The following is a 25,225-nucleotide window of genomic DNA, read 5'->3' on the forward strand; positions in this document are numbered from 1 at the left end:
GATGCGCTGAAGAGGCCTTCCGCGGCGGGGACGACAAACCGGATGGCGGAATACCCATATAATTTGCATTGCAATGCAAATTATATTCTGCTTTTCATGCCCCCATGACGCTCGATCCCGCCTCTCCCCGCGCCCGCTTCGGCGTGCGCTTCGCGCTGCTTGCCCGTCGCTGGCGGCGGGCGCTGGACGCCCGTCTCGCCGAGGCGGGACTGTCGGACGCCACATGGGTGCCGCTGGTCCATCTTCAGGAGTCCGGAGGCGGCATCACCCAGAAGGAACTCGCCGCGCTGGTGGGCATCGACGGGTCGAGCCTCGTGCGCCTGCTCGACATCCTGAGCCGGCAGGGGCTCGTGGAACGGCGGGTTGACGCCTCCGATGGACGCGCCCGGCTGGTCCACCTCACCGAAGCGGGCAGGGCGCGGGTCGCCGAGATCCGGCGCGAGCTGTCCAAGGGGGAGGCGGAGATGCTGGCGGACCTTTCGGACGCCGATGTCGCGACCATGCTCGCGCATTTCGAGCGGATCGAGCAGCGGTTGCAAAACCTTCAGGTCCCGCGCCGGGAAAAGACCGCCCCATGAGCCTGTCCGAACCGCCGCACGCGGCATCTGCCGATTCAGCTACCCTCGCGACCCGTCGCCTCGACGCCGCGCGCCATCTGCTCAAGCCGCACCAGATCCGCGAGAGCTGGGCCCTCGCAGCCCAGCCGTGGCAGCGCAACGCCGTGCTGGCCGGCCTGCAGGCGTCTCTCGCGGCGGCGATCGCACTGCCTCTGGCCCTCGTCTCGCCCTGGCCGCACCTTGTGGGCTTCGCCTCGCTGGGAACGCTCGCGGCCCTGTTCGGCCGCTTCGCTCCGCAGGCGGGGCGTGGCCGCATCGTCCTCATCTGCGCCATGTGGCTGACCTTCGCTGTGCTCGCCATGTCGACAGCGGCCTGGCTGGGCGTGCCCTATCTCCTCCAGCTGGCCCTGTTGGCGCTCGCCTGCGGCCTGTTCTTCTTCGTCGCCAACACCGGGCAGTATGGCCCGCCGGGCGCGCTCATCTTCGTGTTCGCCGCCGGCGCCGCCATGGGCCATGTGTCGTCCTGGCAGGAGGTGGTCGAGCGCGCGACCGCGACGGCGCTGGCGGCGGGACTGACGTGGCTGATCTGCGTGGGAACGGAAACCTTCCGCCAGCAGGAAACGCCCGAGGCCCCCTTTCCGGTGGAGCCGGTTCGGCCCCTGGACCACCGCCTCGTCGCGGCGGCGCGCATCACCCTCGGCTCTGCGATCGCGGCGTTTGCCGCCTATGCCGCCGGCGCGGCGCATCCCGGCTGGGCGGCCATGGGCACGGTCGCGGTGATGCAGGGGACGCACCTGCACATCAGCATGAGCCGCGCCATGCAGCGCATGTCCGGGACCGTGGTGGGTGCGGGGCTTGTCTGGCTCATCCTCTCGCAGGAGCCATCGGTGTGGAGCGTGGTCGCTCTGCTCATTTTCCTTCAGTTCGCCACCGAGATGATCATCGGCGCGAACTACGCCCTCGGGCAGATCCTGGTCACGCCCATGGCCCTGCTGATGAGCTACCTCGCGGCCCCCGGCGCCGCGGGGACCGCCATGGCGCCGGAACGGGTGTTCGACACGCTGGTCGGCGCCATCATCGGCATCGTGCTGGCGGTGGTCTGCTCGACGGTGGACGACCGGATCTATCTCGCCCACCACCATGCGGCGCGCGCGGATCGCCGGAGCCGCTAGGGCTCGGGAATGGGTGAAGCGTTTGCGCGCTTCACCCGTCGCGCCGGCCTACCAGCCGCTGCAGAGCCGCATCCAGTGGCGGTGCTCGCGCGGGATACGACCGGCCTCGCAGGCGCGCCGGGCATCACCATCAAGCGCCATGAAGCACGACTTGCCCTCGCGCAGGTGCTGGCACCAGCCGCGATCGGAAGCGTCGTTGAACGATATGAAGCATGATTTTCCCTCGACATAGGCCTGGCAGAAGCCGCGCTCTGGCCCGTCGAAGGTCATGAAGCAGGATCGCTTCTTGGAGCAGATTTCGGGCACCGGCTGAGCCTGGGCGGAAACGCCGCCCAGCGCCGCGAGGAGCATCAGCAATCCCAAAAGCCGTTTCATGAGATCCACCGTTCTTGGTCCTTGGGGCGGCGGGCATCCCGCCGCCCGGATCGCGCGCACTCAGGCCTTGTGGCGGATCTTACCATTCATCATGGTCAGCTCGACCTTGGCCTTGTGGATGTCGCGGGGATCGCCCTCGAGGATGTTGCGGTCGAGCACGATGAGGTCGGCGAACTTGTCCACCTCCAGCGATCCGATCCTGTCGTCCATGCGGAGCTGGTAGGCGGCGCCCATCGTGTTGGCGTGGATCGCCTCGGCCACCGTCAGCCGCTCGTCGGCCGGCGCGAGCACGGCGGCGTCCGGCTTTCCGATCAACTGGCGGGTCACGCCCACCTCGATGGAATCGAGCGGTTTGTAGGTGGAGAAATAGCCCGCCGCCGGCCAGTCGGTGCCGAGCGACACACGGCCGCCCTCCCGGAGGATGGTCTTGGTGCGGTACATCTTGCTGGCGCGGGGCTGCCCGTAGCGGGCCAGCATGTTGATCGTCGTGTCCGGATCAGCCGACGACCAGTTGGCGGAGAACTGCGCCGTCACGTTCATCTTGGCGAAGCGCGGGGTGTCGCTGTCCTCCACATAGACGAGATGGGCGATGGCATTGCGGCGGTCGCGCTTGGGATTGGTGGCGATGGCCTTCTCCATGGCATCCAGCGCCACGCGGGCCGTACGCTCGCCGCAGGCATGGACGTGGACGTCGTAGCCGGCCGCGTCCACCGCCCCGACGAGCTGGTGCCACTGGGCCTCGGTGAAGGGCGAGGCGCCGATGGAATTGGGCATGTCCGCATAGGGCTCGATCAGCCACGCGGTGTACCCGCCCTGCGAGCCGTCGCCGATGATCTTCACGACGTCCACGTGCACCAGCTCGCTCGACACCCGGCCGCGGACGTCCCTGAATTGTTCGACCACGTTGTCGATGGGCGGGCTCTTCACCGAATAGGAGGCCGACACCCGGAACGGCAGGGCATCGCGCTTCTCCGCGTCCACATAAATGTTGATGACGGCGGCCTGATCCGAGCCGATGGGCGGCACGCCGGCGTCGAACAGCGTGGTGATGCCGGCCGCTGCGGCCTTGGGCAGCCAACCATCCAGCAGCTTGCCCAGGTTGGCGGCGGTGATCGGCTCCACCGCGTTGACGAGGGCGAGCACGGCGTTGACTTCGAGGACATAGCCGGTGGGCTCGCCCTTCTCGTCACGGGCGTAATAGCTGAAGCGCGGGATGGGGTCCGGCGTATCGCGGGTCACGCCGGCCATCTCCAGCGCCTTGGAATTCACCCACAGGCTGTGGCCGTCGATGGCGAAGAAGAAGGCCGGGCGGTCGGGCAGGATGCGGTCAAGGTCGGCGCGGGTCGGACCTTCCGGCGGGAACATGTCCACCCGCCAGCCGAAGCCGCGAATGGGGCCGGTGGGGTTCTCCTTGGCATATTGCTCGATGGCGGCGAGGGCGTCCTTCATGGTCGGCAGCTGAAGGTCGATGCCGGAGGAGAGGAAGGCGCCGAGCAGGGGATGGGTGTGCCCCTCCACGAAGCCCGGCATGAGCAGCCGGCCCTTGAGGTCGATCACCTGCGTCTTCGGGCCGGCGAGTGCCATGGCACCGGCCTCGTCGCCCACATGGATGATGGTCTTGCCGCGCACCGCGACCGCCTTCGCCCAGGGCTGGGCAGAGGAGACGGTGTAGACCAGCCCGTTGTGGAACACGAAATCGGCCGGGCCGCTGGTGGCGGCGCGGGCATCCTGTGCCTTCACCTCGGTCGCGCGGAAGACGGGCGCCATGGCTGCCGCCGCCGTCATCGCCATGCCGGCTCCGAGGACCGACCGGCGGTTCAGGCCACTCGCCCGGCCGAACGCCTCGAAATAGGGTGCCCATTCACACGCGATGCACATGCCGTCCCCTCCCATACGCGGCGAAATGCTGATTTGCGCGGGCATGGAGCGTCTGCAAATCACTCGCCTTCCATAGGGTAACGCGATCTCGTGACGGTAAAAACGACTTCTTTTCGTGAATTGAGACGGCTCCCGGCAGAGCAGGACCGGTGTCTTGACGCGCGCGCGGGCGCACCCAAATCAAGTCTGCCGGCCCGTGGCCGGCAGAGGCATCGCACCCTGCGTGCGAGGTGCTTGTACCCATGTTGCTCGAAGGAGGATGTGGCTATGAGAACCACGCGAGGCGAGCGGCCGCAGGCGCCGCCGTCCCTTCAATCAAAGGCTGCTCTGGTCCATCCGGACCAGGTGCTCGACCACCCGTCCATGAGTGCCGAGGAGAAGCGGGAGCTGCTGTCGTCCTGGGCGTCGGATCGCCATGCGGTCGAGAATGCGCCGGCCTTGCGGCGCCTCGACAGCGGTGCGGTCGTTCCCGTCGACGACATTCTCGCGGCCCTGGCGGCGCTTCCCGCCGAACCGTCGGTGCTCGACCAGCCCGACGGCTGGACCGCCATGGAGCGGCGCCAGCGGCCCTTCTTTCCGCCGTGGCGGAAAGGGCGGTGGAGGACGAGGGGCGGCTCGCCCCCGCGCGGCGGCGCAAGCGCCGCGCTGCGGCTGGTGCCGGCGTTCGACGTGAACGCGTGACGCGACGGCGCGGTGCTGGAGCGAGCCGGCGCCGTGCCGGAGCCACCGTATCACCCGGCCGGTTGCCGGCGGCTCGGGAAGATCAGCCCGGAACCTGTGCCGTGGCGGGCACGACGGCGACGATTTCCAGCTTGTGGCGCCGTCCGTCCCGGGCAGTCCAGGAAATGGACTGGTTTTCCGACAGGCCGATCAGCGCGGCGCCGATGGGCGTCATGACGGACACCTTGCCGTCCGCGATATCCGCCTCTTCGGGATAGACGAGCCGGACCGTGCGCGTGCTGTCCGCCGACCGGTAGGTGACGGTGGTGCCCATTTGCACCGAGTTTGGCGGAGCGCGGTCCGGTGACACCAGCCGCGCCCGATCCAGCTCGGAAAGCAACTCCTCCGCCACATCGGGAATCCTGTCGAGGGCAGCGGTGGCAAGGCTGGTGAGGCGCTCGTGATCGGCGCGGTTGAGGACGAGCGCCGGCAGGCGTTCGCGGCGGGACTTCATGGTCATGGGAATGGACTTTCACACAGGCGCGCACCGGCGCCGCTGTCGGTGCAGCGGCTGCCGGTTCAGGACGGGATTGGGGGCTTGTCTGCGCTATCGCTGGTCGCCGCGCGCGATACGGGCACGACGTCGCGTCACCCCGGCATCCGGGGCGCAAACGCCGGACGCGGGGCTACTGTCCTGCGATGGGGCAGGGACGGCAGTGGTGGTATCGCAAACCGCTCATGAGTCCATGAGGCCTCTGACCTTACGTTATGTCAAGTCAGGCGGAAGCGCAGTCCTCGGCTGTCGCGAAGGTGCTGACCTCGGCCGCCGTGGCGGCGATCAGATCGTGGAGGCCGGACAGGCGCCGCTTCCGGTACGCCGCCACGAAGGGAACCGGGGCGGGATCACACGTCGTCCGCAGCACGCGCAGCCGACCGGCGGCGATGTCGTCTCCGTAGCAGGCGGGCGGCAGCACGCTGATGCCGGTATTGGCGATCATGAGCGTGGCGATCACCGTCATGCTGTTGCACAGATCGGGGCGCTGAGCTGAGCCGCCGCTGCCCAGCAGCGACAGGATCGTGCTGTAGTGCACTGAGTTCTCGCCGAGGGACAGGACCCTCAGGCGTGTCAGGTCCTGGGCAGACAGAACATGGTCCGGCAGATCCATGCCGGCGCCGGCCATCCACCGGAACGTCACCAGGCCAAGCGGATGGACCACCAGCGCAGGGTCTGCGATCTCGCCCGGCAGCAGGACCACATCCAGGTCTCCGGCCAGCATGCGTGCGCGCAGCGGCGCGGTGAGGGAAATGTCCAGTTCCAGCGAGATGTGGGGGTAGCGCGCGTGCACGGTGGCGACGAACGCGGGAAGCCAGGTCATCGCCACCAGTTCCGCGACACCGACCCGCACGATGCCTGAGAGCATCTGGCGCGGGGTGATGTTGTGGAGGATCTCGTCGTGCAGCTCCAGGGCACGCTCGGCGTAGCTGATGAGCTCACGCCCTTTCGAGGTGACCGCGATCTTCCTCTGGCTGCGGTCGAACAGGGCGACGCCGAGCTCGCCCTCAAGTTCCTGGATGCGGGCCGAGACGGTCGATTGCGTTGCATTCAGATTGTTTGCTGCAGCTGCGAAGCTTCCGAGGCGGATGATCTCCAGAAAGGTTTGTAATTGCCGGAAATTCATTTTTGTTTTCCTCCCGCAGATCGATTATTCCGTCGCATCTCAATCGAAAACAATCGCTTTTTGCGCTTAACCCACATGGGTACGCTGATATCGGCCGGGGGGAGACTCCTTGCCGAAACACAGCCCCGTGCAGGCGAAGCCGTCTGCAAGAGTCCGCCAGGCCCGGCCGCACATGCCGGATCGCCCGGCGGGCTCGCAGCGCGCGTCCGGGCGGGACAAGCAGAAAAAATGCGCTCCGTCACGGAAGCGTCTGGGAGGAATAAATGGCCCCGAACCCGCAGACGTCGCCCATGAGCGACGCCGATCTGTCACGCCATGCGAAACGCGCTGTGCTGGCTTCGACCGTCGGCACCATGATCGAGTGGTACGATTTCTATCTGTACGGCCTCGTCGCCGCGGTCGTCTTCGGCAAGCTCTACTTCCCGTCGCAGGACCCTTACGCCGCGACGCTGCTGGCGTTCTCGACCTTCTTCCTGGGCTTCGTCGCGCGGCCCGTGGGCGCCATCATCTTCGGCCATTTCGGGGATCGCATCGGCCGCAAGGGCACATTGGTGGCGACGCTCATGCTCATGGGCATCAGCACCGTCTTCATCGGCCTGGTGCCGACCTATGAGCACATCGGCATCTGGGGTGCGGTCGCCCTTACGGTTCTGCGCGTCCTGCAGGGCATCGGCGTCGGCGGCGAGTGGGGCGGTGCAATCGCAGTCGCGACCGAGTGGTCCAAGTTCAACAAGAGCCGGGGGCTCGCGGCCAGTTGGCCGCAGTTCGGTTCGCCGCTGGGGATGCTCCTCGCCGTGGGCATGCTGACACTGACCCTGCAGTTCGGAACCACCGAGTGGTTTGAAACCATCGGCTGGCGCATTCCCTTCCTGGTCAGCGCCCTTCTGATCGTGGTCGGCCTCTACATCCGGCTCGGGGTTCTTGAAACACCGGTGTTCCAGCGCATGCAGGAGAAGAAGGAGATTGCCCAGGCTCCGGTGATCGAGGCGGTGCGCGGGTTCTGGAAGGAAATCCTTCTCACCTGCCTGATGCGGACGGGACAGCAGGCGCCGTTCGTGATCTTCACGACGTTCCTCCTGTCGTACGGGACCTCGCAGCTCGGCCTGCAGAAGTCGTTCCTGTTCAACTGCGTGCTGGTGGCGGCGACACTTTCGCTCTTCACCACCCCGTTCTTCGGCTACCTGTCGGATCGCATCGGCCGCAAGCGGATGTACCTGATCGGCGCCTTCACCATGATGGCGTTCGCCTTCCCCTATTTCTGGCTGCTCGATACCGGGGTTCCTGCCCTCATCGTCCTCGCCATCCTCGTGTCGCTGCCCATCCACGACATGCAGTACGCGCCGCAGGCGGCGTTCATCGCCGAGAGCTTCCCGCCAAGCGTGAGGTATTCCGGCTCCTCGATCGGCTACCAGCTCGCCTCCATCACCTCGGGCGGCCCGGCGCCGATCATCGCAGCCTTCCTGCTGCATACCTACGGCACGTCGGCGGCGATCAGCGCCTATATCGCCTTCATCGCCGCGATCAGCTTCGTCTCGACCCTCTTCCTGCGTGACAGGTCGCACGACGACTACACCAGCAATGCCGGCTGGGTGCGCGATGAAGCGACCGCGGCCGTCCATCCGGGCGCAGCCCCGATGGCGCCCCGGGCCGCCTCGTCACCGAGCGAATAGGCCGAGTGCGGCGCGGGAGGGCGATCGTGTCGCTCACTCCCGCGCCGAAGTATCGAAACTTGCGATCGAAGCAAATCGAAAACAATCGCTTTTTCCGTTCAAATACAATCTCCATAATTCTGATGCCAGACAAGAAGAGGAGGGGCTCGTTGCGGGGCCTGATCCCGGATCTGGCGGGATCTGAAACGGGAGGAAAGTCATGGTCAAGATTTCAGGGCAAAAGCTGGTACTCTCTCCGCTGGAACAAGCCAAGGCCAACCCGCTGATGCTGGGATTGTTCCTGCCCATCCAGTCTGGCGCCTGGAGTCCCTCGACAGCTCCGCGGGATACGTCTTGGACTTTTGATTACAACGCCCGCTGCACCGTGATGGCGGAAGAACTGGGCTTCGACCTTGTGTTCGGGCTGGCGCAGTGGATGGGCAAGGGCGGCTATGGCGGCGAGATGAAGTTCCGCGAGATGGCGACGGATCCGCTGCTGGTGACGGCCGGTCTTGCGGCGATCACCCGTCGCATCCTGCTCGTGTCCACGGTGCATATCCTCTACGGCTGGCATCCGCTGCATCTCGCCAAGTTCGGCGCCACCATCTCGGAGATGAGCGGCGGGCGCTGGGGCCTCAACATGGTCACCGGCTACAAGAGGAGCGAGTTCGAGATGTTCGGTCTGGAGCAGATCGAGCATGACCACCGCTATGTGATGGCCGATGAGTTCGTGACCATGATGAAGCGCCTGTGGTCTGAGGATGAGAACATCACCCTCGATGGCCGCTTCTGGAAGATGAAGGAGGCCTTCATCGCGCCGAAGCCCGCGGGCGGAAAATGCGTTCTGGTCAATGCCTCGTCGTCCGGCGCGGGGCTCGACTATGCGGTGAAGCACTCAGACCTGATCTTCGTCACCAGCCCGGCGGGCGCCAACCTCGACCGTGCATGCGCCGCGCTCCCGCCCCACACGGCGCGGATCAAGCAGGCGGCGGCGGCGCAGGGGCGGGATGTGCGCACGCTCATCAATCCGCATGTCATCTGCCGCGAGACGGAGGCGGAGGCCTGGGCGCAATACGACGCCATCCTGCGCCATCAGGATCCGGTGGCAGCCGAGAACTTCTACCGCACCTTCACCGGCGGCGACCAATCCTCCTGGAAGGCGGCGACGCGCGAGGAATGGACCATCGGCGGCAACGTCCACATCGTCGGCACCCCGACCCAGGTTGTGGAGGGTTTCCAGCGCCTCAAGGCCGCCGGCTGCGACGGCGTGCAGGTGAACTTCTACGACTTCCTGCCCGACCTGAAGTTCTTCGGTGAGCGGGTGCTGCCGATCATGCACGAAGCCGGCCTGCGCCTCGACCAGCCCCTCGCTACCGCAGCCTGACTTTCCTTCTTTCCAGAGGCTACACAGCCATGTCCGAAACCACGTCTGCCCCCTCAGCCGTTTCCGCCACCGAATTGCGGGCCTTCGCCGGGCATTTCGCGACCGGCGTAGCGGTGGTCACCACCGCCCATCCCGACGGCGCTCTGCACGGCCTCACGCTCAATGCGGTGACGTCCCTGTCGCTCGATCCGCCGCTCTATCTGGTCTGTCTCGATCACCGTTCGAACACGCTCAAGGCGCTCAAGGAAAGCGGCCACTTCGCGGTGCATTTCCTCGATCGGAGCCAGTCCGAGATTTCCCGCGTCTTCGCCTCCAAGCAGGAGGACAAGTTCGCGGGCGTGGAGCACATCGTCGGCGAGAGCGGGAGCCCGCTCATCCGTGGTGTGCTGGCGGCCGCGGAATGCCGGCTGTCGGAAATCTGCACCATCGGCGACCACATGATCGTCATCGGCGAGGTGCAGCGCACCCACGTGTTCGGGGGCGAGCCGCTGCTCTATCACCGGGGCGGCTACACGGCCCTCGAAGCCGAGAGGAAGGTGGCATGAGCGCGCCATCCAGCACCCCAAAGCCGCTGGCCGGCGTGCGCGTCCTGGAATTCGCGCAGATCGCGGCCGGCCCCTTCACCGGCAGCCTCCTCGCCGATCTCGGCGCGGACGTGGTGAAGGTGGAGCGTCCCGATGGCGGCGACGGCATGCGCGGCTGGCCGCCCCTCCATGACGGACCGGAGGCGGAGGAGGGGGTGTTCAGCGGCAACTTCACCTCGCTCAACCGCAACAAGCGATCCATCGCCCTCGACATCAAGTCGCCGGCGGACCGCGAGCGGCTGCTTACGCTGATCGAATCCGCCGACGTGTTCATCGAGAACTTCCGCCCCGGCGCGCTCATCCGGGCCGGGCTTGGCTATCAGCAGCTCCAGGCGCGCAACCCGCGCCTGGTCTATTGCTCCATCACCGGCTACGGCCAGTCCGGCCCCTATGCCCAGAAGGGCGCTTTCGACGTCACCGTGCAGGCCATGAGCGGCGTGATGAGCGTGACCGGCGAGCCGGATGGCCCGCCGGTGAAGTGCGGCGTTCCGGTGGGAGATTTCGCCACCGGCCTCTATGCCGCCTTCGTCACGCTCGCCGCCGTGATGCGGGCGCGCGAGACAGGGCAGGGCGCCTATGTGGATTGCTCCATCCTCGGGGCGCTGCTGGGCATATCCGCGCTGCAGACGAGCGAATATTTCGGCACCGGCACGCCGCCCCGTCGGCTCGGCTCGGCCCACCCGCGCAATGCGCCCTATGCCGGGTTCGATGCGGCGGACAAACCCTTCACCATCGCCGCCGGCAACGACAAGCTCTGGCGCGACACCTGCGATATCGTCGGCCGGCCGGACCTTGCCGACGACCCCCGTTTCGCCACCCAATCCCTGCGGGCGCGCAACCAGCAGGAACTGGCGGCGATCCTCCAGCCCATCTTCGCCACCCGGCCAGCGGCGGACTGGCTGGCGGCGTTCGATGGGCTGGGGGTGCCCTGCGCGCCCATCAACGACTTCGCCGAAATCCTGTCCGATCCGCATGTGCAGGACAGGGGCTGGGTGCTGCCCATCACCATGCCCAACGGCGCGGTGGCGGACACCGTGGGCTTTCCTGTCGGCCTGTCGGACTTCACATTCGAGATCAGCCGGCGGCCGCCCCTGCTCGGCGAGCACAATGACGAGGTGTTCGAGGAATGGACCGCGCGCCCCCTGAAAGCAGCGCAGTGATCGGCTTCAGCGAGGCCGAGGGGCTCAGGATCGCCACGCTGGCGCGTCCCGAGCAGGCCAATGCCCTCGATCCGGCGCTGGTCGCCGGCCTGGGCGCGTTCGTCCAACAGGCCACGGGGGAAGGGCGGCCGTTCGCGCTGGCGGGTGGTCGGGTGTTCTGCGGCGGCTTCGACCTCGGCGGCTTCGAGCAGCAGAGCGAAGGCGACCTGCTGCTGCGCTTCGTGCGGCTCGAAATGCTGCTGCAGTCCGTGAGCCGGGCATCCGTGCCGTCCTTCGCCCTCATCGGAGGGGCGGCCATCGGGGCGGGCGCGGATCTCGCCGTGGCGTGCACCTACCGGATCGGCACCCGGCGGGCGCGCTTCCGCTTTCCCGGATTCCGCTTCGGCGTCGCTCTGGGCACGCGGCGGCTCGCGGCCATCGTCGGCACGGATCGCGCACGCGCCATCCTGTTGGCGGACGCCACTGTCGGTGCCGAGGAGGCCCTTGCCATTGGCCTTCTCACGCACCTCGTCGAAGAGGACGATCTGCTGCCGAGCGCCGAACGTCTCGTCGCCGCGCAGAGTGGACTGACGCCGCCGGCGACCGCCCGCATCCTCAGTCTGACCGGACACGACACGGACGACGCCGACCTCTCCGATCTCGTCCGCTCGCTGGCTGCGCCGGGGCTGCGGGAGCGAATTGCGTCCTATCTCGCGGGCAAGACGCGCTGAGCGCACCTGCGCCGGCGGGCGCGCCGAAGGCCAGGCCTGACGCTGGATCTTCCTTGCGGGGACGGCTCAGTCCGCCGCCACCGCGCGCGGACTGAGCCGGATGCGACGGCTGGTCGAGGCGCGGCTCTGCAGCTTCTGCTGGGCTTTCAGCCGCGCGACGAAGACGTCCGCCGCGCGCAGGATGTGTTCGCGGCCGAGCCGCTCGGCCGTCTCCCCGTCGCCCGCGACGACCGCGGCCATGATCGCGGAGTGCTCATCCCAGATGTTGCTGGGCATTCCCACGTCTTCTCTCAGAACTTCGCCCATCACGCGGCGGAGTGCGGGCCAATGCGGCACCGTCGTCTCGTTGAGGAGCGGATTTCCGGAGATGTCGCCGAGAAAGGCATGGAAGGCGACGTCCGCCTCGATCTGCCTGTCGAGCGAGCCGCTCTTCACAGCCTCCAGCCCCAGCTCGATATAGCGCCCGCCTTCCGCCTTCGCCCGCGCGCTGCCGTTGCGCGCGGCGAGGTTGGCCGCAAGCCCTTCGATGGCCGCGCGGATCTGGTAGAGGTTGCGGATGAAGTCCACGTCGAGCGGCGCGACGATCAGGCCCCTGCCTTCCGCCTCCTTCACCAGTCCACGACTGCGCAACAGAAGCAGCGCCTGCTGGACCGGCTGGCGCGACACGCCATAGGCGCGCGCCAACTCGTCCTGGATCAGGCGTGAGTTGGACGGAAGATCACCGCGGACAATCTCCGCGGTGATGGCCTCAACCACCTGGTCGACAAGGCTGGGCTGGCTGGCAAGCGCGCGCATCGGTCCCCTCTTCACGCAACGAATATACCCCTTACGGACGGATTCTGGATAGGGCTTGCATTTGATTTTTGAATTCGTATTCTGAATTCGAATTCAGACTGGACATTCAGTCCGGCACGCTGCCCTGGGAGAAACGCCAGATGACCACCTTCAATCGACGCTCGTTCCTTCAGTTCACCGCCGCTTGCGGCGCTGCCGCGGGCGGTGTTTCGCTCGCGGCGCCCGCCGTGTTCGCCAAGTCCGAGCCGCTGAAGCTGAAGTTCGGCAACGACCTGCCGGACAGCCATTCCGTGAACGTGCGCCTGCGCGAGGCCATCGCCGCCATCTCGGCAGAGACTGATGGCGCGCTCGACATCTCGCTGTTCCCCAACAATCAGCTGGGCAGCGATCCGGACATGATGAGCCAGCTGCGCTCCGGCGCCCTTGAGCTCGCGACCATGCCGGGCACGGTGCTCTCCACCATCCTGCCCATCACGGCTCTCACCGGTGTCGGCTTCGCCTTCACCAGCTATGACAAGGTGTGGGCGGCCATGGACGGGGCGGTGGGCGACCTCATCCGGTCCAACCTCGTGAAGGCCAACCTCGTCGGCTTCGACAAGGTGTGGGACAACGGCTTCCGCCAGATCACCAGCTCCACCCGGCCGATCCGGGAGCCGGGCGACCTCGCCGGCTTCAAGATCCGCGTGCCGCTTGTTCCGCTGTGGGTTTCCATGTTCTCGGCCTTTGGCGCATCGCCGGTGTCGATCCCGCTGGCCGAAGCCTATTCCGCGCTCCAGACGAAGATCGCCGATGGGCAGGAAAACCCGCTGGCGCTCATCTACACCGCCAAATTCTTCGAAGTGCAGAAGTATTGCTCGCTCACCAACCATGCCTGGGACGGCTTCTGGCTGCTCGCCAGCGGCAAGGTCTGGAAGAGCGTGCCGGATGACCTGAAGCAGGTGATGGCCAAGCACTTCAATGCCGCCGCCATCAAGCAGCGGGCCGATATCGTGAAGGCCAACCAGACCCTGCAGGCCGATCTCGAGGCCAAGGGCCTCGTCTTCAACACCACCAATGCCGAAGTCTTCCAGCAGGCGCTGGCCAAGACGTCCTTCTACAAGGACGCCCGCGCGAAGTTCGGCGACGACGCCTGGAACCTGCTGCAGAAGTTCGCCGGCCCCGTCGGTTGAACGGGAGGCCGACGTGCAGCTCGAGATGGGCATCGCCCCCGCACCGGCCATTGCGGCGGCCGGACTTCCGGCGCGCATCGGCGCCGTTATTCGCCACGTCACGGGAGCCGCAGTTGCGGTTCTCGTGGTGGCCGAAATTCTCGTGCTGTTCGCTGGCGTGCTGGCGCGCTACGTGTTCCACGCGCCGCTGATCTGGTCGGATGAGCTGGCGAGCATCCTGTTCCTGTGGCTCGCCATGCTCGGGGCCGTGGTCGCGTTCGAGCGCGGCGAGCACATGAGGATGAGCGCCTTCGTGGGCGGCCTCAGCCAGCCGTACCGCGGCTTCTTCGATGCGCTGGCCATCGCGGTTCCGCTGCTCTTCCTCTCGCTCGCCCTCGGCGCGGCCTACGAGTTCGCGGTGGACGAGATCATCGTCTCGACCCCCGCCCTCGACATATCCGCCGGCTGGCGCGTGGCGGCGCTGCCGGTGGGCTTCGCGCTCATGCTCGTTCTCGCGGTGCTGCGCCTCATCGAACGGACGGATTGGCGGGTGACGCTCGCCGCCGTGGCGCTCGTGGTGGTGGCGGCGGCGGTCTTCGCCGCCCTGCGCCCGTCCTTCACCGGGCTCGGCAATCTCAACCTGCTCATCTTCTTCGTGGGGCTGGTGGGGGCGATGGTTCTGGCCGGCATTCCCATCGCGTTCGCCTTCGCCACGGCCACCTTCGGCTACATCGCGCTCACCACCCGCCTGCCGCACTCGGTGGTGATCGGACGGATGGACGAGGGCATGAGCCACTTCGTCCTGCTCTCGGTGCCGCTGTTCGTCTTCCTCGGCGTGCTCATCGAGATGACCGGGATGGCGCGGGCCATGCTGGCCTTTCTTGCCAGCCTGCTCGGCCATGTGCGCGGCGGCCTGCAATATGTGCTGGTCGGGGCGATGTATCTCGTCTCCGGCATCTCCGGCTCCAAGGCCGCGGACATGGCCGCCATCGCCCCGGTGCTGCTGCCCGAGATGGAGAAGCGCGGGGCGGATCGCGGCGAGCTGCTCGCCCTGCTCGCCGCCACCGGTGCGCAGACAGAGACCATTCCGCCCTCCCTTGTGCTGATCACCATCGGCTCCGTCACCGGCGTGTCCATCGCCGCGCTCTTCGCGGGCGGCCTCATGCCGGCTTTGGTGGTGGGCGCGCTGCTGTGCTGCGTGGTGTGGCTGCGCAGCCGCAAGGACGACCTCTCCGGCGTGCGCCGGGCCAGCTTCGGCGAGATCGCGAAAGCGCTCGTGGTGGCGCTGCCGGCCATCGCGCTGCCGTTTATCATCCGGGCCGCGGTGATCGAGGGTGTGGCCACCGCCACCGAGGTGTCCACCATCGGCATCGCCTATGCGGTGCTGGCCGGGCTCCTCATCTATCGCCGGTTCGACTGGCGGCGGCTCTATCCCATGCTGGTGGATACGGCGGCACTTTCGGGGGCGATCCTCCTCATCATCGGCGCTGCCACGGGCATGGCCTGGGCGCTCACCCAGTCCGGCTTCTCCGCTGCGCTGGCGCACATGATGACGAGCCTGCCGGGCGGCGCCGTGGGGTTCATGCTGGTGTCTCTCGTTGCCTTCATCGTGCTCGGCAGCCTGCTGGAAGGCATCCCGGCCATCGTGCTCTTCGGGCCGCTCCTGTTTCCCATCGCCCGGCAGGTCGGGGTGAACGAGGTGCACTATTCCATGGTGGTGATCCTCGCCATGGGCATCGGCCTCTTCGCCCCTCCGTTCGGGGTCGGCTACTACGCGGCCTCCGCCATCAGCCGCATCCGGCCGGACGAGGGCATGCGGCCCATGATCGGCTACATCGCGGCGCTCTTCATCGGCACGCTCATCGTTGCCGCCGTGCCGTGGATTTCGACCGGCTTCATCCGTTGATTGCGCGGCCCCGAGCGCCGCATTCGGAGATCGCATCATGACTGACGTGCTGAATTTCGGGCAGATGCTCGCCGCCCACGCGCGCCTGTCTCCCGAGCGGATCGGTGCCCGCGACCTGGAGCGGGAGATGAGCTTCGCTCTGTGGAACGCGCGGGCCTGCCGCCTCGCCAACGCCCTGCTCGGGCTTGGCCTCGTCAAGGGCGACCGTGTCGCGGTGCTCGCCTACAATTGCATCGAGTGGGTGGAAATCTACGCCGCCACCGCCAAGGCCGGCCTGGTGGCGGTGCCCATCAACTTCCGCCTCACCGGACGGGAAGTGCGCTTCATCGCCGAGAATGCCGAGGTCGCCGCCCTTATCGTGCAGGATGCGCTGGCGGGCGTGGTGGAAGAGGTGCGCGCGGACCTGCCCATCGGCGACGACCGCATCATCCATTTCGGTTCCGGGCCGGCGCCCGCGGGCTTTCGCGATTACGAGGCGCTGCTCGCCGCAGCCTCGGCGCGCGAACCTGGGCAGGTGGTGCTGGAGCACGATCCCTGGACGCTCATGTACACGTCCGGCACCACCGGCAACCCGAAGGGGGCCATCCGCAGCCATCGCGGCAGCGCGCTGCTCGCGCTCACCACCGAGATCGAGCTGGGTATCCACCGCAAGGACGGGGCCTTGCTGGTGATGCCCATGTGCCACGCCAATTCGCTCTACTTCTTCGGCGCCTTCGCCTATTGCGGCGGCACCATCAACATCTACTCGCGGGCCAACTTCGATCCCGAGCATTGCGTGCGCACTTTGGCGGAAAGCGGCGCGAGCTTCACCTCGCTGGTGCCCACCCATTACGTGCTGATGCTCGGCCTGTCCGGTGCCGAGCGGGCGCGCTACGACCTCGGCTCGGTGACCAAGCTCATGGTGTCCTCCGCCCCCGCACGGCCGGACACCAAGCGCGCAGTGATGGAGATGTTCCCCAATTCCGGCCTGTTCGAGCTCTACGGCGCGACAGAGACCGGCTGGGTGACTTTCCTGCATCCCCACGAGCAGTTCTCCAAGCTCGGCTCGGTGGGGCGCGAATGCATTGGCTCGGCGCCGATCCGCCTCCTGGACGAGGACGGAAACGAGGTGCCGGACGGCAGCGTGGGCGAACTCTTCTCGCGTACGCCCTACACCTTCGATGGCTACTGGCGGCTGCCGGAAAAGACCCGTGAGGCCTTCCGCGGCGACTATTGCTCGGTGGGTGACATGGCCCGGCGGGATGCGGACGGATACATCCATCTCGTCGACCGCAAGAGCAACATGATCATCTCCGGCGGGGAGAACGTCTATCCCTCCGAGGTGGAGCAGGTGCTCGCCTCCCATCCGCAGGTGCGCGACGTGGCGGTCATCGGCGTGCCGGACGGCAAATGGGGCGAGCGCGTCCACGCCGTCATCGTCACCGAGAACGGCGCCTCGCTCTCCGAAGCGGCGCTCGCGGAATGGGTGAAGGATGGACTCGCCGGCTACAAGCGCCCGCGCTCCTTCGATTTCGTCCGCCATGAGGACATCCCGCGCAACGCCACCGGCAAGGTGCTCTACCGCGAGCTGAAGACCCGCTTCGCCCGCGAGAAGGTCTGATCCTCCAAGGTTCGCCGCATCAGAACAGCGCCGCGCGCCCGCGCAGGCGCCAGGGAGAACGTCCATGAAGGTCTCTGCCGACAGCGTCGCCGCCATGGTGGCCAAGGTGTTGAAGCAACGCGGCGTGAAGCGCGTGTTTGCCCTGTGCGGCGGTCACATCATGCCGCTGTGGATGCGTCTCGACGCCGAAGGCATCGCCATCATCGATGTACGCGACGAGCGCGGGGCGGTACATATGGCGCAGGCGCATGCCGAGCTGACGGGCGACCTGGGCGTTGCCCTGGTGACGGCCGGCCCGGGCGTGACCAATGCCATCACCGGCATCGCCAATGCCAATGTCTCGCGGGCACCGGTCCTGATCCTGTCCGGTGCCTCGCCCCGCCCGCAGGAGAACCGCGGCGGCCTTCAGGACATGGACCAGAGCCAGCTGCTGCGCCCCATCACCCGCTATGCCCGAACCGTGCGTGAGCCTTCGCTGGCGCTCGCCGAGCTGGACGAGGCGATCTCGTGTGCGCTCGGCGAAGGCGGCGTGCCTGGTCCCGCCTTCATCGACTTCCCGGTGGACACCCTGCGCGCTTCGGTCCCCGAGGCGCTCCGGATGGCGGAGCACATGACCGCCAAGCCGCGGGTGCGCGCGCTGCCTGACCCGGACCGTATCGCCGCGGCGGTGGATCTCCTGTGGAGCGCACGACGCGTGCTCGTCATTTCCGGTCGCGGCGCGCGGCAGGCGGGGCCCGAGCTTTCCGCATTTCTCGACCGGCTCGGCGCGGTCTATCTCGACACCGGCGAGAGCCGGGGCGTGATCCCGGATGACCACCCTGCCGTCATCGGCGCCATGCGCGGCGCAGCCATGGGCGACGCCGACGTGGTGCTGACAGTGGGACGCAAGCTCGACTTCCAGCTCGGCTTCGGGTCGCCCGCCGTGTTCGGCGCCGCGCAGTTCGTGCGCATCAGCGATGCCGCCGCCGAGGTCCGCGACAACCGGCGCGGGGCTGTGGAGATCGTCGCGGACGTGGCGGCCACGCTCGGTGCGCTGGTCGAGGCCGCCGGCAATCGCGCGTCCGCCATCGATCCGGCCTGGGCGGGCAAGCTGCGTGACGGGCATCGGTCTCGCGCGGCGAAGCTGCGCCAGTCCATGGCCGCCGCCCCCGCCGGCGCCGACGGCCGGCTCCACCCCAATCGCCTGCTCGCTGCCTTGCAGGACGCGGTCGGCCGCGACGCGGTGGTGATCAATGACGGCGGCGATTTCCTCGCCTTCGGGCGCGTTGGCCTCAGCGCCGATGCCATGCTCGATCCCGGGCCGTTCGGCTGCATCGGCGTGGGGGTGCCCTACGGCATTGCCGCCAGCCTCGAATATCCCGACAAGCCGGTGCTGGTGGCGACCGGCGACGGCGCCTTCGGCTTCAATGCCATCGAGATCGACACCGCGGTCCGCCACAAGGCGCCGGTGCTCATCGTCGTCGCCAACAACGGGGCATGGCAGATCGAGGTCCATGATCAGGAGGAGACCCACGGCAAGGTGGTGGGCACGCGCCTCCAGCATTCCGACCACGCCATGATGGCGCGGGCCTTCGGCATGCATGGCGAGCGCGTGGAGCGCGAGGAGGACCTCGCTCCCGCCATCGCCCGCGCGCTGGCCAACCGGCCGGCATTGCTGGATGTGGTCGTGACGTCGGACGCGGTGTCCTCCGATGGCAAATCGGGCCTCGCCTGGGTGCCCGATCTCCAGCCCCTCGCGGCCTGGGACGAGGCCGAGCGGGCGTGGCGGCAGGGATGAAGCCAGCGCCGCTCTCGCCGCTCACCGCAGAGCGGCGCCGCCGTCAATACGGCGCTCTGACGTAAGAGTAGGTCGACTTCCAATTCGCTGATATTTGGATTCCGCATCGAATGACCGCACACCGAAGGACGTTCCCATGAGTGGCGCCGAAGTCTTTTTCGTTTCAGCAGCGCGTACGGCCATCGGTGATTTCGGGGGAAGTCTGAAGGACGTGGCGGCAACGACGCTCGGCGCGCATGCGGCCCGCGCCGCCATATCCCGGTCCGGCCTTGCGGCCGAGGAGATCGGCCAGACCGTGGTGGGCAACGTCATCCATGGCGAGCCGCGCGACATGTACATCTCCCGCGTGGTGGCAATGGAGGCGGGCGTGCCGAAGGAGGCGCCGGCGCTCACGGTGAACCGCCTGTGCGGCTCCGGCCTCCAGGCGATCCTCACCGCCGCCCATGCGATCATGCTTGGCGATGCGGAGACGGCGCTCGCGGGTGGTGCCGAGAGCATGAGCCGTGCCGGCTATCTGCTGCCGGGCGCGCGCTGGGGTCAGCGCATGGGCAATGCGCAGGCGGCGGACATGATGGTGGGCGTGCTGACCGATCCGTTCGGCCACGGCCACATGGGCGTGACCGCCGAAACCGTGTCGCAGCGCTACGATGTCAGCCGGGAGGCGCAGGACGCCGCCGCGCTCGAAAGCCACCGGCGGGCGGCGCACGCCATCTCGGCGGGCTACTTCAAGGAACAGATCGCCCCCTTCGAGCTCTCCGGCCGGAAGGGCACCGTCGTTTTCGACACCGACGAGCATGTCCGGCGGGAGGCGAGCCTCGAGGATTTCACGCGGCTGCGCCCGGTCTTCGCCAAGGGAGGAACCGTCACCGCCGGCAATTCGTCCGGCATCAACGACGGGGCGGGCGCGGTCGTCCTCGCCTCGCGGGAGGCGGTCGCCAAGCGTGGTCTGACGCCGCTGGCGCGCCTCGTCTCCTGGGGGCTCGCGGGCGTCGATCCCGCCGAGATGGGGATGGGCCCGGTGCCGGCCGTGCGCACTGCGCTCGCACGCGCGGGCATTGGTGTCGCCGACCTCGACGTGATCGAATCCAATGAGGCCTTCGCCGCTCAGTCCTGTGCGGTCGGAGCGGCGCTCGGTTTCGATCCGGCCAAGGTCAACCCCAATGGCGGGGCGATCGCCCTCGGCCATCCCGTTGGGGCGACCGGGGCCATCCTGACCGTCAAGATCCTCCATGAGCTCAAGCGCATCGGCGGCAAGTACGGGCTTGTCACCATGTGCATCGGAGGCGGGCAGGGCATCGCCATGGTCGTCGAGGCGGCCTGAGGCATCCTCGGCACCTTGAGCGGGTGGGCGGGGCAATGCCGCGCCCATCTGCTCTTCCCTCAGGCGCCGGCCGCGATGGTGTCGAGCCGGTCCTTCAAGATTGCCGGAATGCGCACCCCGGCATCTGCCGTCTGGCGCCGGGCGGCGGCGCGGCGCGAGCCCGGCAGCCGTGCGCCCTCCTGCTCCACGATGGCCGCGAACAGGTGCGCCAGCCGCGCCGCTGCATCGGGGCCGGCCAGCGGGCCGGGGTCCACGGCGATGAAGAACTGCCCGGTGCGCGGCGAGCCGCCCGCATTGTCGGCGAAGGAGGAGGCGTCGATGGAGAGGTTCGCCCCCGTGATCCAGGCCGCGAACAGCTCCACGATCAGCGCCAGCCCCGCCCCCTTGTGACCGCCGGAGGGAACCATGGTGCCGCCGTCCAAAGCGGTAGCGGGGTCGTCCGTGGGATTGCCGTTCCGGTCCAGCGCCCAGCCCAGCGGAATCTTCTGGCCCCGCTGCTGATGCACAACGATTTCGCTCTTGGCGATGACGCTGGACGACTGGTCCAGCACCAGCGGATCTTCGCCGCTGCGGGGCACCGCGAAGGCGACCGGATTGGTACCGAACACCGGCTTCGTTCCGCCCACCGGGGCGATGGAGGCCGGCGCATTCACGAAGCCGAGCGCCATCAGGCCGGCTTTGGCGATGCGCTCCACATGGTAGCCCACCACGCCGCAATTGTAGGAATTGGTCACGGCCAACGCGGCGATACCCTGCGCCTTGGCCGCCTCGAACAGGGCCGGCAGGCCGAGGTCGATGGCGGGATGGGCGAAGCCGTCCCTTGCGTCCACGCGGACAAGGCCCGGCCGGGGGCGGGTCAGTTCCGGCATGGCCTTGCCGTCGATCTTGCCGACCTTGGCATGGGCGCAGTAGGTGGGCAGGCGGGCGAGGCCGTGGCTGTGGACGCCCTCGGCCTCGGCGGCCACCACCGAGGCGGTGACCGAGAGGGCATTGGCCGGGCTGACACCACAAGCGGTCAGCGCCCGGAAGGTCAGGTCCTCCACCTCCTTGAGGCTGAGGCAGGCCATGGGCATGGAAGACGCAGCGCTCACGCCGCCTCTCCCTTTTCCGCCGCGCGGGCATAGCCATAGAGGGTGCGGGCGGCGTCCTCCGTCACGAGGCCCTCGGCGATGTCTTCGGCGATGCGTGCCGGATCGCGATCCGCCGGGTTGCCGAAGCCGCCGCCGCCGGAGGTCTTTATGGTCACCGTGTCCCCGGCCTGAAGCGGAATGCCCGAAACCTTGGAATTGAGGCTCACGGCGGAGCCGTCCGCCCGCGTCACGGTGGTGGAGGAGAGGGAGCCGGGCTTTCCGCCCTTGATGCCGTAGGGCGGGAAGCGGAAGCGCTCGAAATTGGTGGAGAGGGAGCCCTGCGGCGCTTCGAGCCGGAATTCGCGCACGAGGCCGAGCCCGCCGCGGTTCTCGCCCGCGCCGCCGCTGTCCGGCAGAAGGCCGTAGCGGGTAAAGACCACGGGATATTTCGCCTCCACCATCTCGATGGGCGCGTTGGTGTTGTTGTGGAGGCCGCAGGACAATGCGCTCGCGCCGTCTCCGCCCGCATGGCCGCCCCAGCCGCCCACCTCGATGTCGAAATAGACCTGCCGCTTGGCGTCCGGACGCACCAGCGAGACCGCATAGACGTAGGAGATGGCGTAGTACGCCGCCGGAATGCGCTCCGGCGCGATCTGGGCGAGGGCCCCGAACACGGCGGTGGCGATGCGGTGGTTCACCACCATGCGCCCGGCCACGGGGGCGGGGAACTGCGCATTCACCACGCTGCCTTCGGGCAGGGCGACGCTCACCGGCCGATAGCAGCCGGAATTGGCGGGGATGTCCGAGCCGAGGGCGGCGAGCAGCGCGTAATAGACCGCCGAGCAGGTCATGGCCGGGGTGTTGTTCACCGGGCCGCGTACCTGCGGGCTGGAGCCGGCGAAGTCGAGGGTGATGGCATCGCCCGCCTTGGTGATGGTCACCTCAAGGCGGATGGGCTCCTCCGACTGGCCGTCATCGTCCACCGTCTCGACAAAGGAGGCGGTACCGTCCGGCAGCGCGGCGATGGCCGCGCGCATCATGCGCTCGGAGCCGTCGAGAATGGCCGACATGGCGGCGGACAGCGTCTCGGCGCCATACTTGCGGGCGATGCGCGCCACCGCCTTGGCGCCGATACCCAGCGCCGCGATCTGGGCGTTGAGGTCGCCGCGGGTCTCTTCCGCCTGGCGCACGTTGTAGAGCAGCATCTCGAACACGCCGGTGTTGAGCGTGCCCTTCTCCACGAGGCGCAGCGGGGGAATGCGGATGCCTTCGTGAAAGATCTCGGTGGCCGCCGCGTAGTAGGAGCCGGCCGCGCCGCCGCCCACGTCCACATGGTGGCAGAGCGTGCCCACGATGGCGACGCGCTTGCCGTCCACGAACACCGGGCGGAACGTCTGGATATCCGGCAGATGCTGGCCCCCGGCATAGGGGTCGTTGGTGACGATGACGTCGCCCTCATTCCAGCTTTCGAGCGGAATGAACTTCTCCAGCACGGTCTTCAGGCAGTCGGACATGGAATTGAGATGCACCGGGATGCGGGCCGACTGGGCGATGTTGCGGCCCTCGGCATCGAACACGGCGGTGGAGAAGTCGAGGATTTCACGCACCACGGTGGAGCGGCTGGTGCGCCAGATGGTGAGGCTCATTTCCTCGGAGGCGGCGACCAGCGCATTGCGGATCACCTCGAGGCGGACGGGATCGATGGTTGTCATGATTTCAGTGTCCTCAAGGTGTCAGTGGCGCTGGGTGCGCTCGGCCACGAGCGCGCCGGTGGCATGGGAGCGGATGGTCCAGCCGGCGGGCAAATAGGTGGCGGTGTAGACCTCCTCCACCACGGCGGGGCCGGTGATGCCCTCGGCGGTCACCGCCTCGCGGGCCACCACGCGGGTGTCCACGAAGCCGCCCCGGCCATAGACGGAACGGGACTTGTCCGCGGCGGCGACGCCCGCCACCGCCGGAGCCGGCGTGGGCTTGGCGAGGCGGCCGATGGCGGAGAGCCGCAGCGCCACCACCTCCACCGGAACGGTGGGCTCGTCATAGGAGAAGCGCTGGCGGTGCAGCGCGTGGAAGGCAGCCGTGGCGCGGGCGATGCCGTCGGCCGAAAAATCGGCCTCCTCCAGCGGCACGCGCAGGTCGAAGGCCTGGCCCTGGTAGCGCAGGTCCAGCGCCCATTCGAAGCCGCGATTTTCGGCCGCGACGCCATCTTCCGCCAGCAGCCGGTCGCCATCCTGCGCCAGCTGGACGGCACGCTGGGCGAGGCTGTCGCCGAGGTCCGCCAGCAGCCCGATCTGCGTGGAGGAGAGGTCGTGGGTGATGTCCGACCACAGGATGCCCCACGCCGAAAGCGTGGAGGCGTGGGCGGGGAAGATCACCTTGTTCATGCCCAGCTCCTCGGCCACCTCGCAGGCATGCACGCCACCGGCGCCGCCGAAGGAGAGGAGGGCAAAATCCTCCGGGTCCATGCCCTTCTCGAACAGGGACAGGCGGATGGCGGTGGCGAGGCTGGAATTGGTGACGGCGATGACGCCCGCCGCCGTCTCCTCGGCCGAGAGCTTCAGCTTGCCGGACACCTCGTCCGCCGCCCGCGCGGCCGCTGCGCGATCAAGGCCCATGCCACCGCCCATGAAGCTCGATCCGTCGAGACGTCCGAGCAGCAGGTTGGCATCGGTGACGGTGAGGCGCTTCCCGCCGCGCCCGTAGCAGGCGGGGCCGGGCTCGGCGCCCGCGCTGTGGGGGCCGATGCGCAGGCGTCCGCCGTCATCCACCCAGGCGATGGAGCCGCCGCCGGCGCCGATGGTGCGCATCTCGATCATGGGCAGGCGCACGGGCAGCCCGTCCACCTCGCCCTCGTTGACCATGGAGACATTGCCCTCGTGCACCACGGACACGTCGAAGCTGGTGCCGCCCATGTCCACTGCGACGAGGTTCGGTTCGTCGAGCGCCACCGACAGGCGCTTGGCCGCCGCTGCGCCGCCGGAGGGGCCGGACAGCAGCAGCCGGGCCGGCTCGCGTCCGGCCTTGGCAAGACCCGCCACGCCGCCGTTGGACTGGACCAGATAGACCTGCGTCTGCGGCACCTCTTCCTTCAGCTTGCCGGCGAGGCGGTCGGTGTAGGTCTTCACCACCGGCACCAGCAGCGCGTTGAGCGTGGTGGTGGACATGCGCTCGTATTCGCGCAGCTCGGGAGAGATGTCGGAGGAGAGCGAGATCTCGATGCCGGGCAGGAGGTCGCGCAGGATGGTGCCGGCCTGCTGCTCATGGGCGGGATTGGCGTAGGCGTTGAGGAAGCAGACGGCCACCGACTTCACGCCGGCCTGCTTCAGCTGGCCCGCCAGCGCCCGCACCTCGGCCGCGTCGAGGGCGGTGATGATGCGCCCGTCGGCGCCGATGCGTTCCTTGAGGCCGTAGCAGAAGCGCCGCTTCACCAGCGCTGGCTGGGGCGAGGCGGTGATGGCGTAGACATCGGTGCGGCCATGGCGGCCGATCTGCATCACGTCCTCGAAGCCGGCGGTTGTCACCACCGCACCGAGGGGCAGCTTGCGCTCCAGCACCGCATTGGTGGCGATGGTGGTGCCGTGCAGCAGGTATTGCACCTCATCCAGCGAGAAGCCGAAGCGCTGGCTCGCCTGCTTGATACCGGTGAGCAGGCCGATGGACGGATCGGACGGGGTGCTCGGCGTCTTCATCTGATGGATCTCGCCGGTGCGCCCGTCGAGGATCTCGATGTCGGTGAAGGTGCCGCCGATGTCCACGGCGATGCGGATGGAGGGGGTGCTCATGGGGTCACTCGATGTCTGGAT

At 67.9% G+C, this 25,225-nt stretch carries 21 protein-coding genes; 13 read left to right on the forward strand and 8 right to left on the reverse strand.

The features are described from left to right. Positions 1-104: 104 nt before the first annotated feature. Together ACE3QW_RS01705 and ACE3QW_RS01710 are read left to right on the forward strand one after the other, a co-directional pair. Positions 105-578: a MarR family winged helix-turn-helix transcriptional regulator gene (locus ACE3QW_RS01705; protein WP_374250191.1), complete on the forward strand. Its 474-nt coding sequence runs from the start codon at positions 105-107 to the stop codon at positions 576-578. Continuing rightward, positions 575-1,729, forward strand: coding sequence for an FUSC family protein (locus ACE3QW_RS01710; RefSeq protein ID WP_374250192.1), 1,155 nt, complete (start codon positions 575-577; stop codon positions 1,727-1,729). Before ACE3QW_RS01705 ends, ACE3QW_RS01710 begins: the two co-directional genes overlap by 4 nt. A gap of 48 nt (positions 1,730-1,777) precedes the next feature. Here ACE3QW_RS01710 and ACE3QW_RS01715 read toward each other — a convergent pair whose 3' ends face one another. Beyond that, entirely contained in the window at positions 1,778-2,080 is a 303-nt protein-coding gene (locus ACE3QW_RS01715; protein ID WP_374250252.1) for a hypothetical protein, read from the reverse strand. A gap of 84 nt (positions 2,081-2,164) precedes the next feature. After that, a complete protein-coding gene (locus ACE3QW_RS01720; protein WP_374250194.1) occupies positions 2,165-3,982 on the reverse strand; it encodes an amidohydrolase in 1,818 nt (605 codons plus the stop codon). A gap of 267 nt (positions 3,983-4,249) precedes the next feature. Between ACE3QW_RS01720 and ACE3QW_RS01725 the strand changes: the two genes are divergently transcribed. Next, positions 4,250-4,663 (forward strand): hypothetical protein, encoded by a 414-nt coding sequence (locus ACE3QW_RS01725; protein WP_038193309.1) that lies wholly within the window; start codon positions 4,250-4,252, stop codon positions 4,661-4,663. Positions 4,664-4,745: 82 nt separating this feature from the next. Here the strand turns inward: ACE3QW_RS01725 and rnk are convergent, their stop codons facing one another. After that, the gene (rnk, locus tag ACE3QW_RS01730) at positions 4,746-5,162 is read right to left on the reverse strand and encodes a nucleoside diphosphate kinase regulator (RefSeq protein WP_374250196.1); all 417 of its coding nucleotides are present in this window, start codon (positions 5,160-5,162) and stop codon (positions 4,746-4,748) included. Positions 5,163-5,418: 256 nt separating this feature from the next. Further along, positions 5,419-6,321: a LysR family transcriptional regulator gene (locus ACE3QW_RS01735; RefSeq protein WP_374250197.1), complete on the reverse strand. Its 903-nt coding sequence runs from the start codon at positions 6,319-6,321 to the stop codon at positions 5,419-5,421. 290 nt (positions 6,322-6,611) lie between these two features. On the opposite strand from ACE3QW_RS01735, the gene ACE3QW_RS01740 reads away from it, so the two are divergent. The 5 genes from ACE3QW_RS01740 (at position 6,612) to ACE3QW_RS01760 (ending at position 11,808) form a co-directional block, all read left to right on the forward strand. Beyond that, positions 6,612-7,991 (forward strand): MFS transporter, encoded by a 1,380-nt coding sequence (locus ACE3QW_RS01740; RefSeq protein WP_374250198.1) that lies wholly within the window; start codon positions 6,612-6,614, stop codon positions 7,989-7,991. A gap of 199 nt (positions 7,992-8,190) precedes the next feature. Beyond that, positions 8,191-9,354, forward strand: coding sequence for an LLM class flavin-dependent oxidoreductase (locus ACE3QW_RS01745; protein WP_374250199.1), 1,164 nt, complete (start codon positions 8,191-8,193; stop codon positions 9,352-9,354). Between the two features lie 29 nt (positions 9,355-9,383). Continuing rightward, a complete protein-coding gene (locus ACE3QW_RS01750) occupies positions 9,384-9,899 on the forward strand; it encodes a flavin reductase family protein (protein WP_229643154.1) in 516 nt (171 codons plus the stop codon). Next, positions 9,896-11,098, forward strand: a complete 1,203-nt coding sequence (locus ACE3QW_RS01755) for a CaiB/BaiF CoA transferase family protein (protein WP_374250200.1) — start codon at positions 9,896-9,898, stop codon at positions 11,096-11,098. The genes ACE3QW_RS01750 and ACE3QW_RS01755 overlap by 4 nt, the downstream gene beginning before the upstream one ends. Further along, positions 11,065-11,808 (forward strand): enoyl-CoA hydratase/isomerase family protein, encoded by a 744-nt coding sequence (locus tag ACE3QW_RS01760; protein WP_374250201.1) that lies wholly within the window; start codon positions 11,065-11,067, stop codon positions 11,806-11,808. Before ACE3QW_RS01755 ends, ACE3QW_RS01760 begins: the two co-directional genes overlap by 34 nt. A 66-nt stretch (positions 11,809-11,874) precedes the next feature. Here the strand turns inward: ACE3QW_RS01760 and ACE3QW_RS01765 are convergent, their stop codons facing one another. Then, positions 11,875-12,603 carry a GntR family transcriptional regulator gene (locus tag ACE3QW_RS01765; RefSeq protein ID WP_029557809.1) on the reverse strand — a complete coding sequence of 243 codons (729 nt, stop codon included), beginning with the start codon at positions 12,601-12,603 and terminating at the stop codon, positions 11,875-11,877. Between the two features lie 140 nt (positions 12,604-12,743). Between ACE3QW_RS01765 and ACE3QW_RS01770 the strand changes: the two genes are divergently transcribed. The 5 genes from ACE3QW_RS01770 (at position 12,744) to bktB (ending at position 20,355) form a co-directional block, all read left to right on the forward strand. After that, positions 12,744-13,772 carry a TRAP transporter substrate-binding protein gene (locus tag ACE3QW_RS01770; protein WP_374250202.1) on the forward strand — a complete coding sequence of 343 codons (1,029 nt, stop codon included), beginning with the start codon at positions 12,744-12,746 and terminating at the stop codon, positions 13,770-13,772. A 25-nt stretch (positions 13,773-13,797) separates the two neighbouring features. Continuing rightward, entirely contained in the window at positions 13,798-15,657 is a 1,860-nt protein-coding gene (locus ACE3QW_RS01775; protein ID WP_374250253.1) for a TRAP transporter large permease subunit, read from the forward strand. A gap of 37 nt (positions 15,658-15,694) precedes the next feature. After that, positions 15,695-17,257, forward strand: a complete 1,563-nt coding sequence (locus ACE3QW_RS01780) for an AMP-binding protein (RefSeq protein ID WP_374250203.1) — start codon at positions 15,695-15,697, stop codon at positions 17,255-17,257. 64 nt (positions 17,258-17,321) lie between these two features. Next, positions 17,322-19,034: a thiamine pyrophosphate-binding protein gene (locus ACE3QW_RS01785; RefSeq protein WP_374250204.1), complete on the forward strand. Its 1,713-nt coding sequence runs from the start codon at positions 17,322-17,324 to the stop codon at positions 19,032-19,034. A gap of 136 nt (positions 19,035-19,170) precedes the next feature. Further along, positions 19,171-20,355: a beta-ketothiolase BktB gene (gene bktB / locus ACE3QW_RS01790; RefSeq protein WP_374250205.1), complete on the forward strand. Its 1,185-nt coding sequence runs from the start codon at positions 19,171-19,173 to the stop codon at positions 20,353-20,355. Positions 20,356-20,414: 59 nt separating this feature from the next. Here bktB and ACE3QW_RS01795 read toward each other — a convergent pair whose 3' ends face one another. Genes ACE3QW_RS01795 through ACE3QW_RS01805 form a run of 3 tightly spaced genes read right to left on the reverse strand, consistent with a single transcriptional unit; the run spans position 20,415 to position 25,204 of the window. Next, positions 20,415-21,446 carry an Ldh family oxidoreductase gene (locus tag ACE3QW_RS01795; RefSeq protein WP_374250206.1) on the reverse strand — a complete coding sequence of 344 codons (1,032 nt, stop codon included), beginning with the start codon at positions 21,444-21,446 and terminating at the stop codon, positions 20,415-20,417. Further along, positions 21,443-23,137, reverse strand: coding sequence for a hydantoinase B/oxoprolinase family protein (locus ACE3QW_RS01800; protein ID WP_374250207.1), 1,695 nt, complete (start codon positions 23,135-23,137; stop codon positions 21,443-21,445). Before ACE3QW_RS01800 ends, ACE3QW_RS01795 begins: the two co-directional genes overlap by 4 nt. 21 nt (positions 23,138-23,158) lie before the next feature. Beyond that, the gene (locus ACE3QW_RS01805) at positions 23,159-25,204 is read right to left on the reverse strand and encodes a hydantoinase/oxoprolinase family protein (RefSeq protein ID WP_374250208.1); all 2,046 of its coding nucleotides are present in this window, start codon (positions 25,202-25,204) and stop codon (positions 23,159-23,161) included. Between the last annotated feature and the right edge of the window lie 21 nt (positions 25,205-25,225).

It is taken from the genome of Xanthobacter sp. (genome assembly GCF_041911315.1).
Taxonomy (GTDB): Bacteria; Pseudomonadota; Alphaproteobacteria; order Rhizobiales; family Xanthobacteraceae; genus Xanthobacter; species Xanthobacter aminoxidans.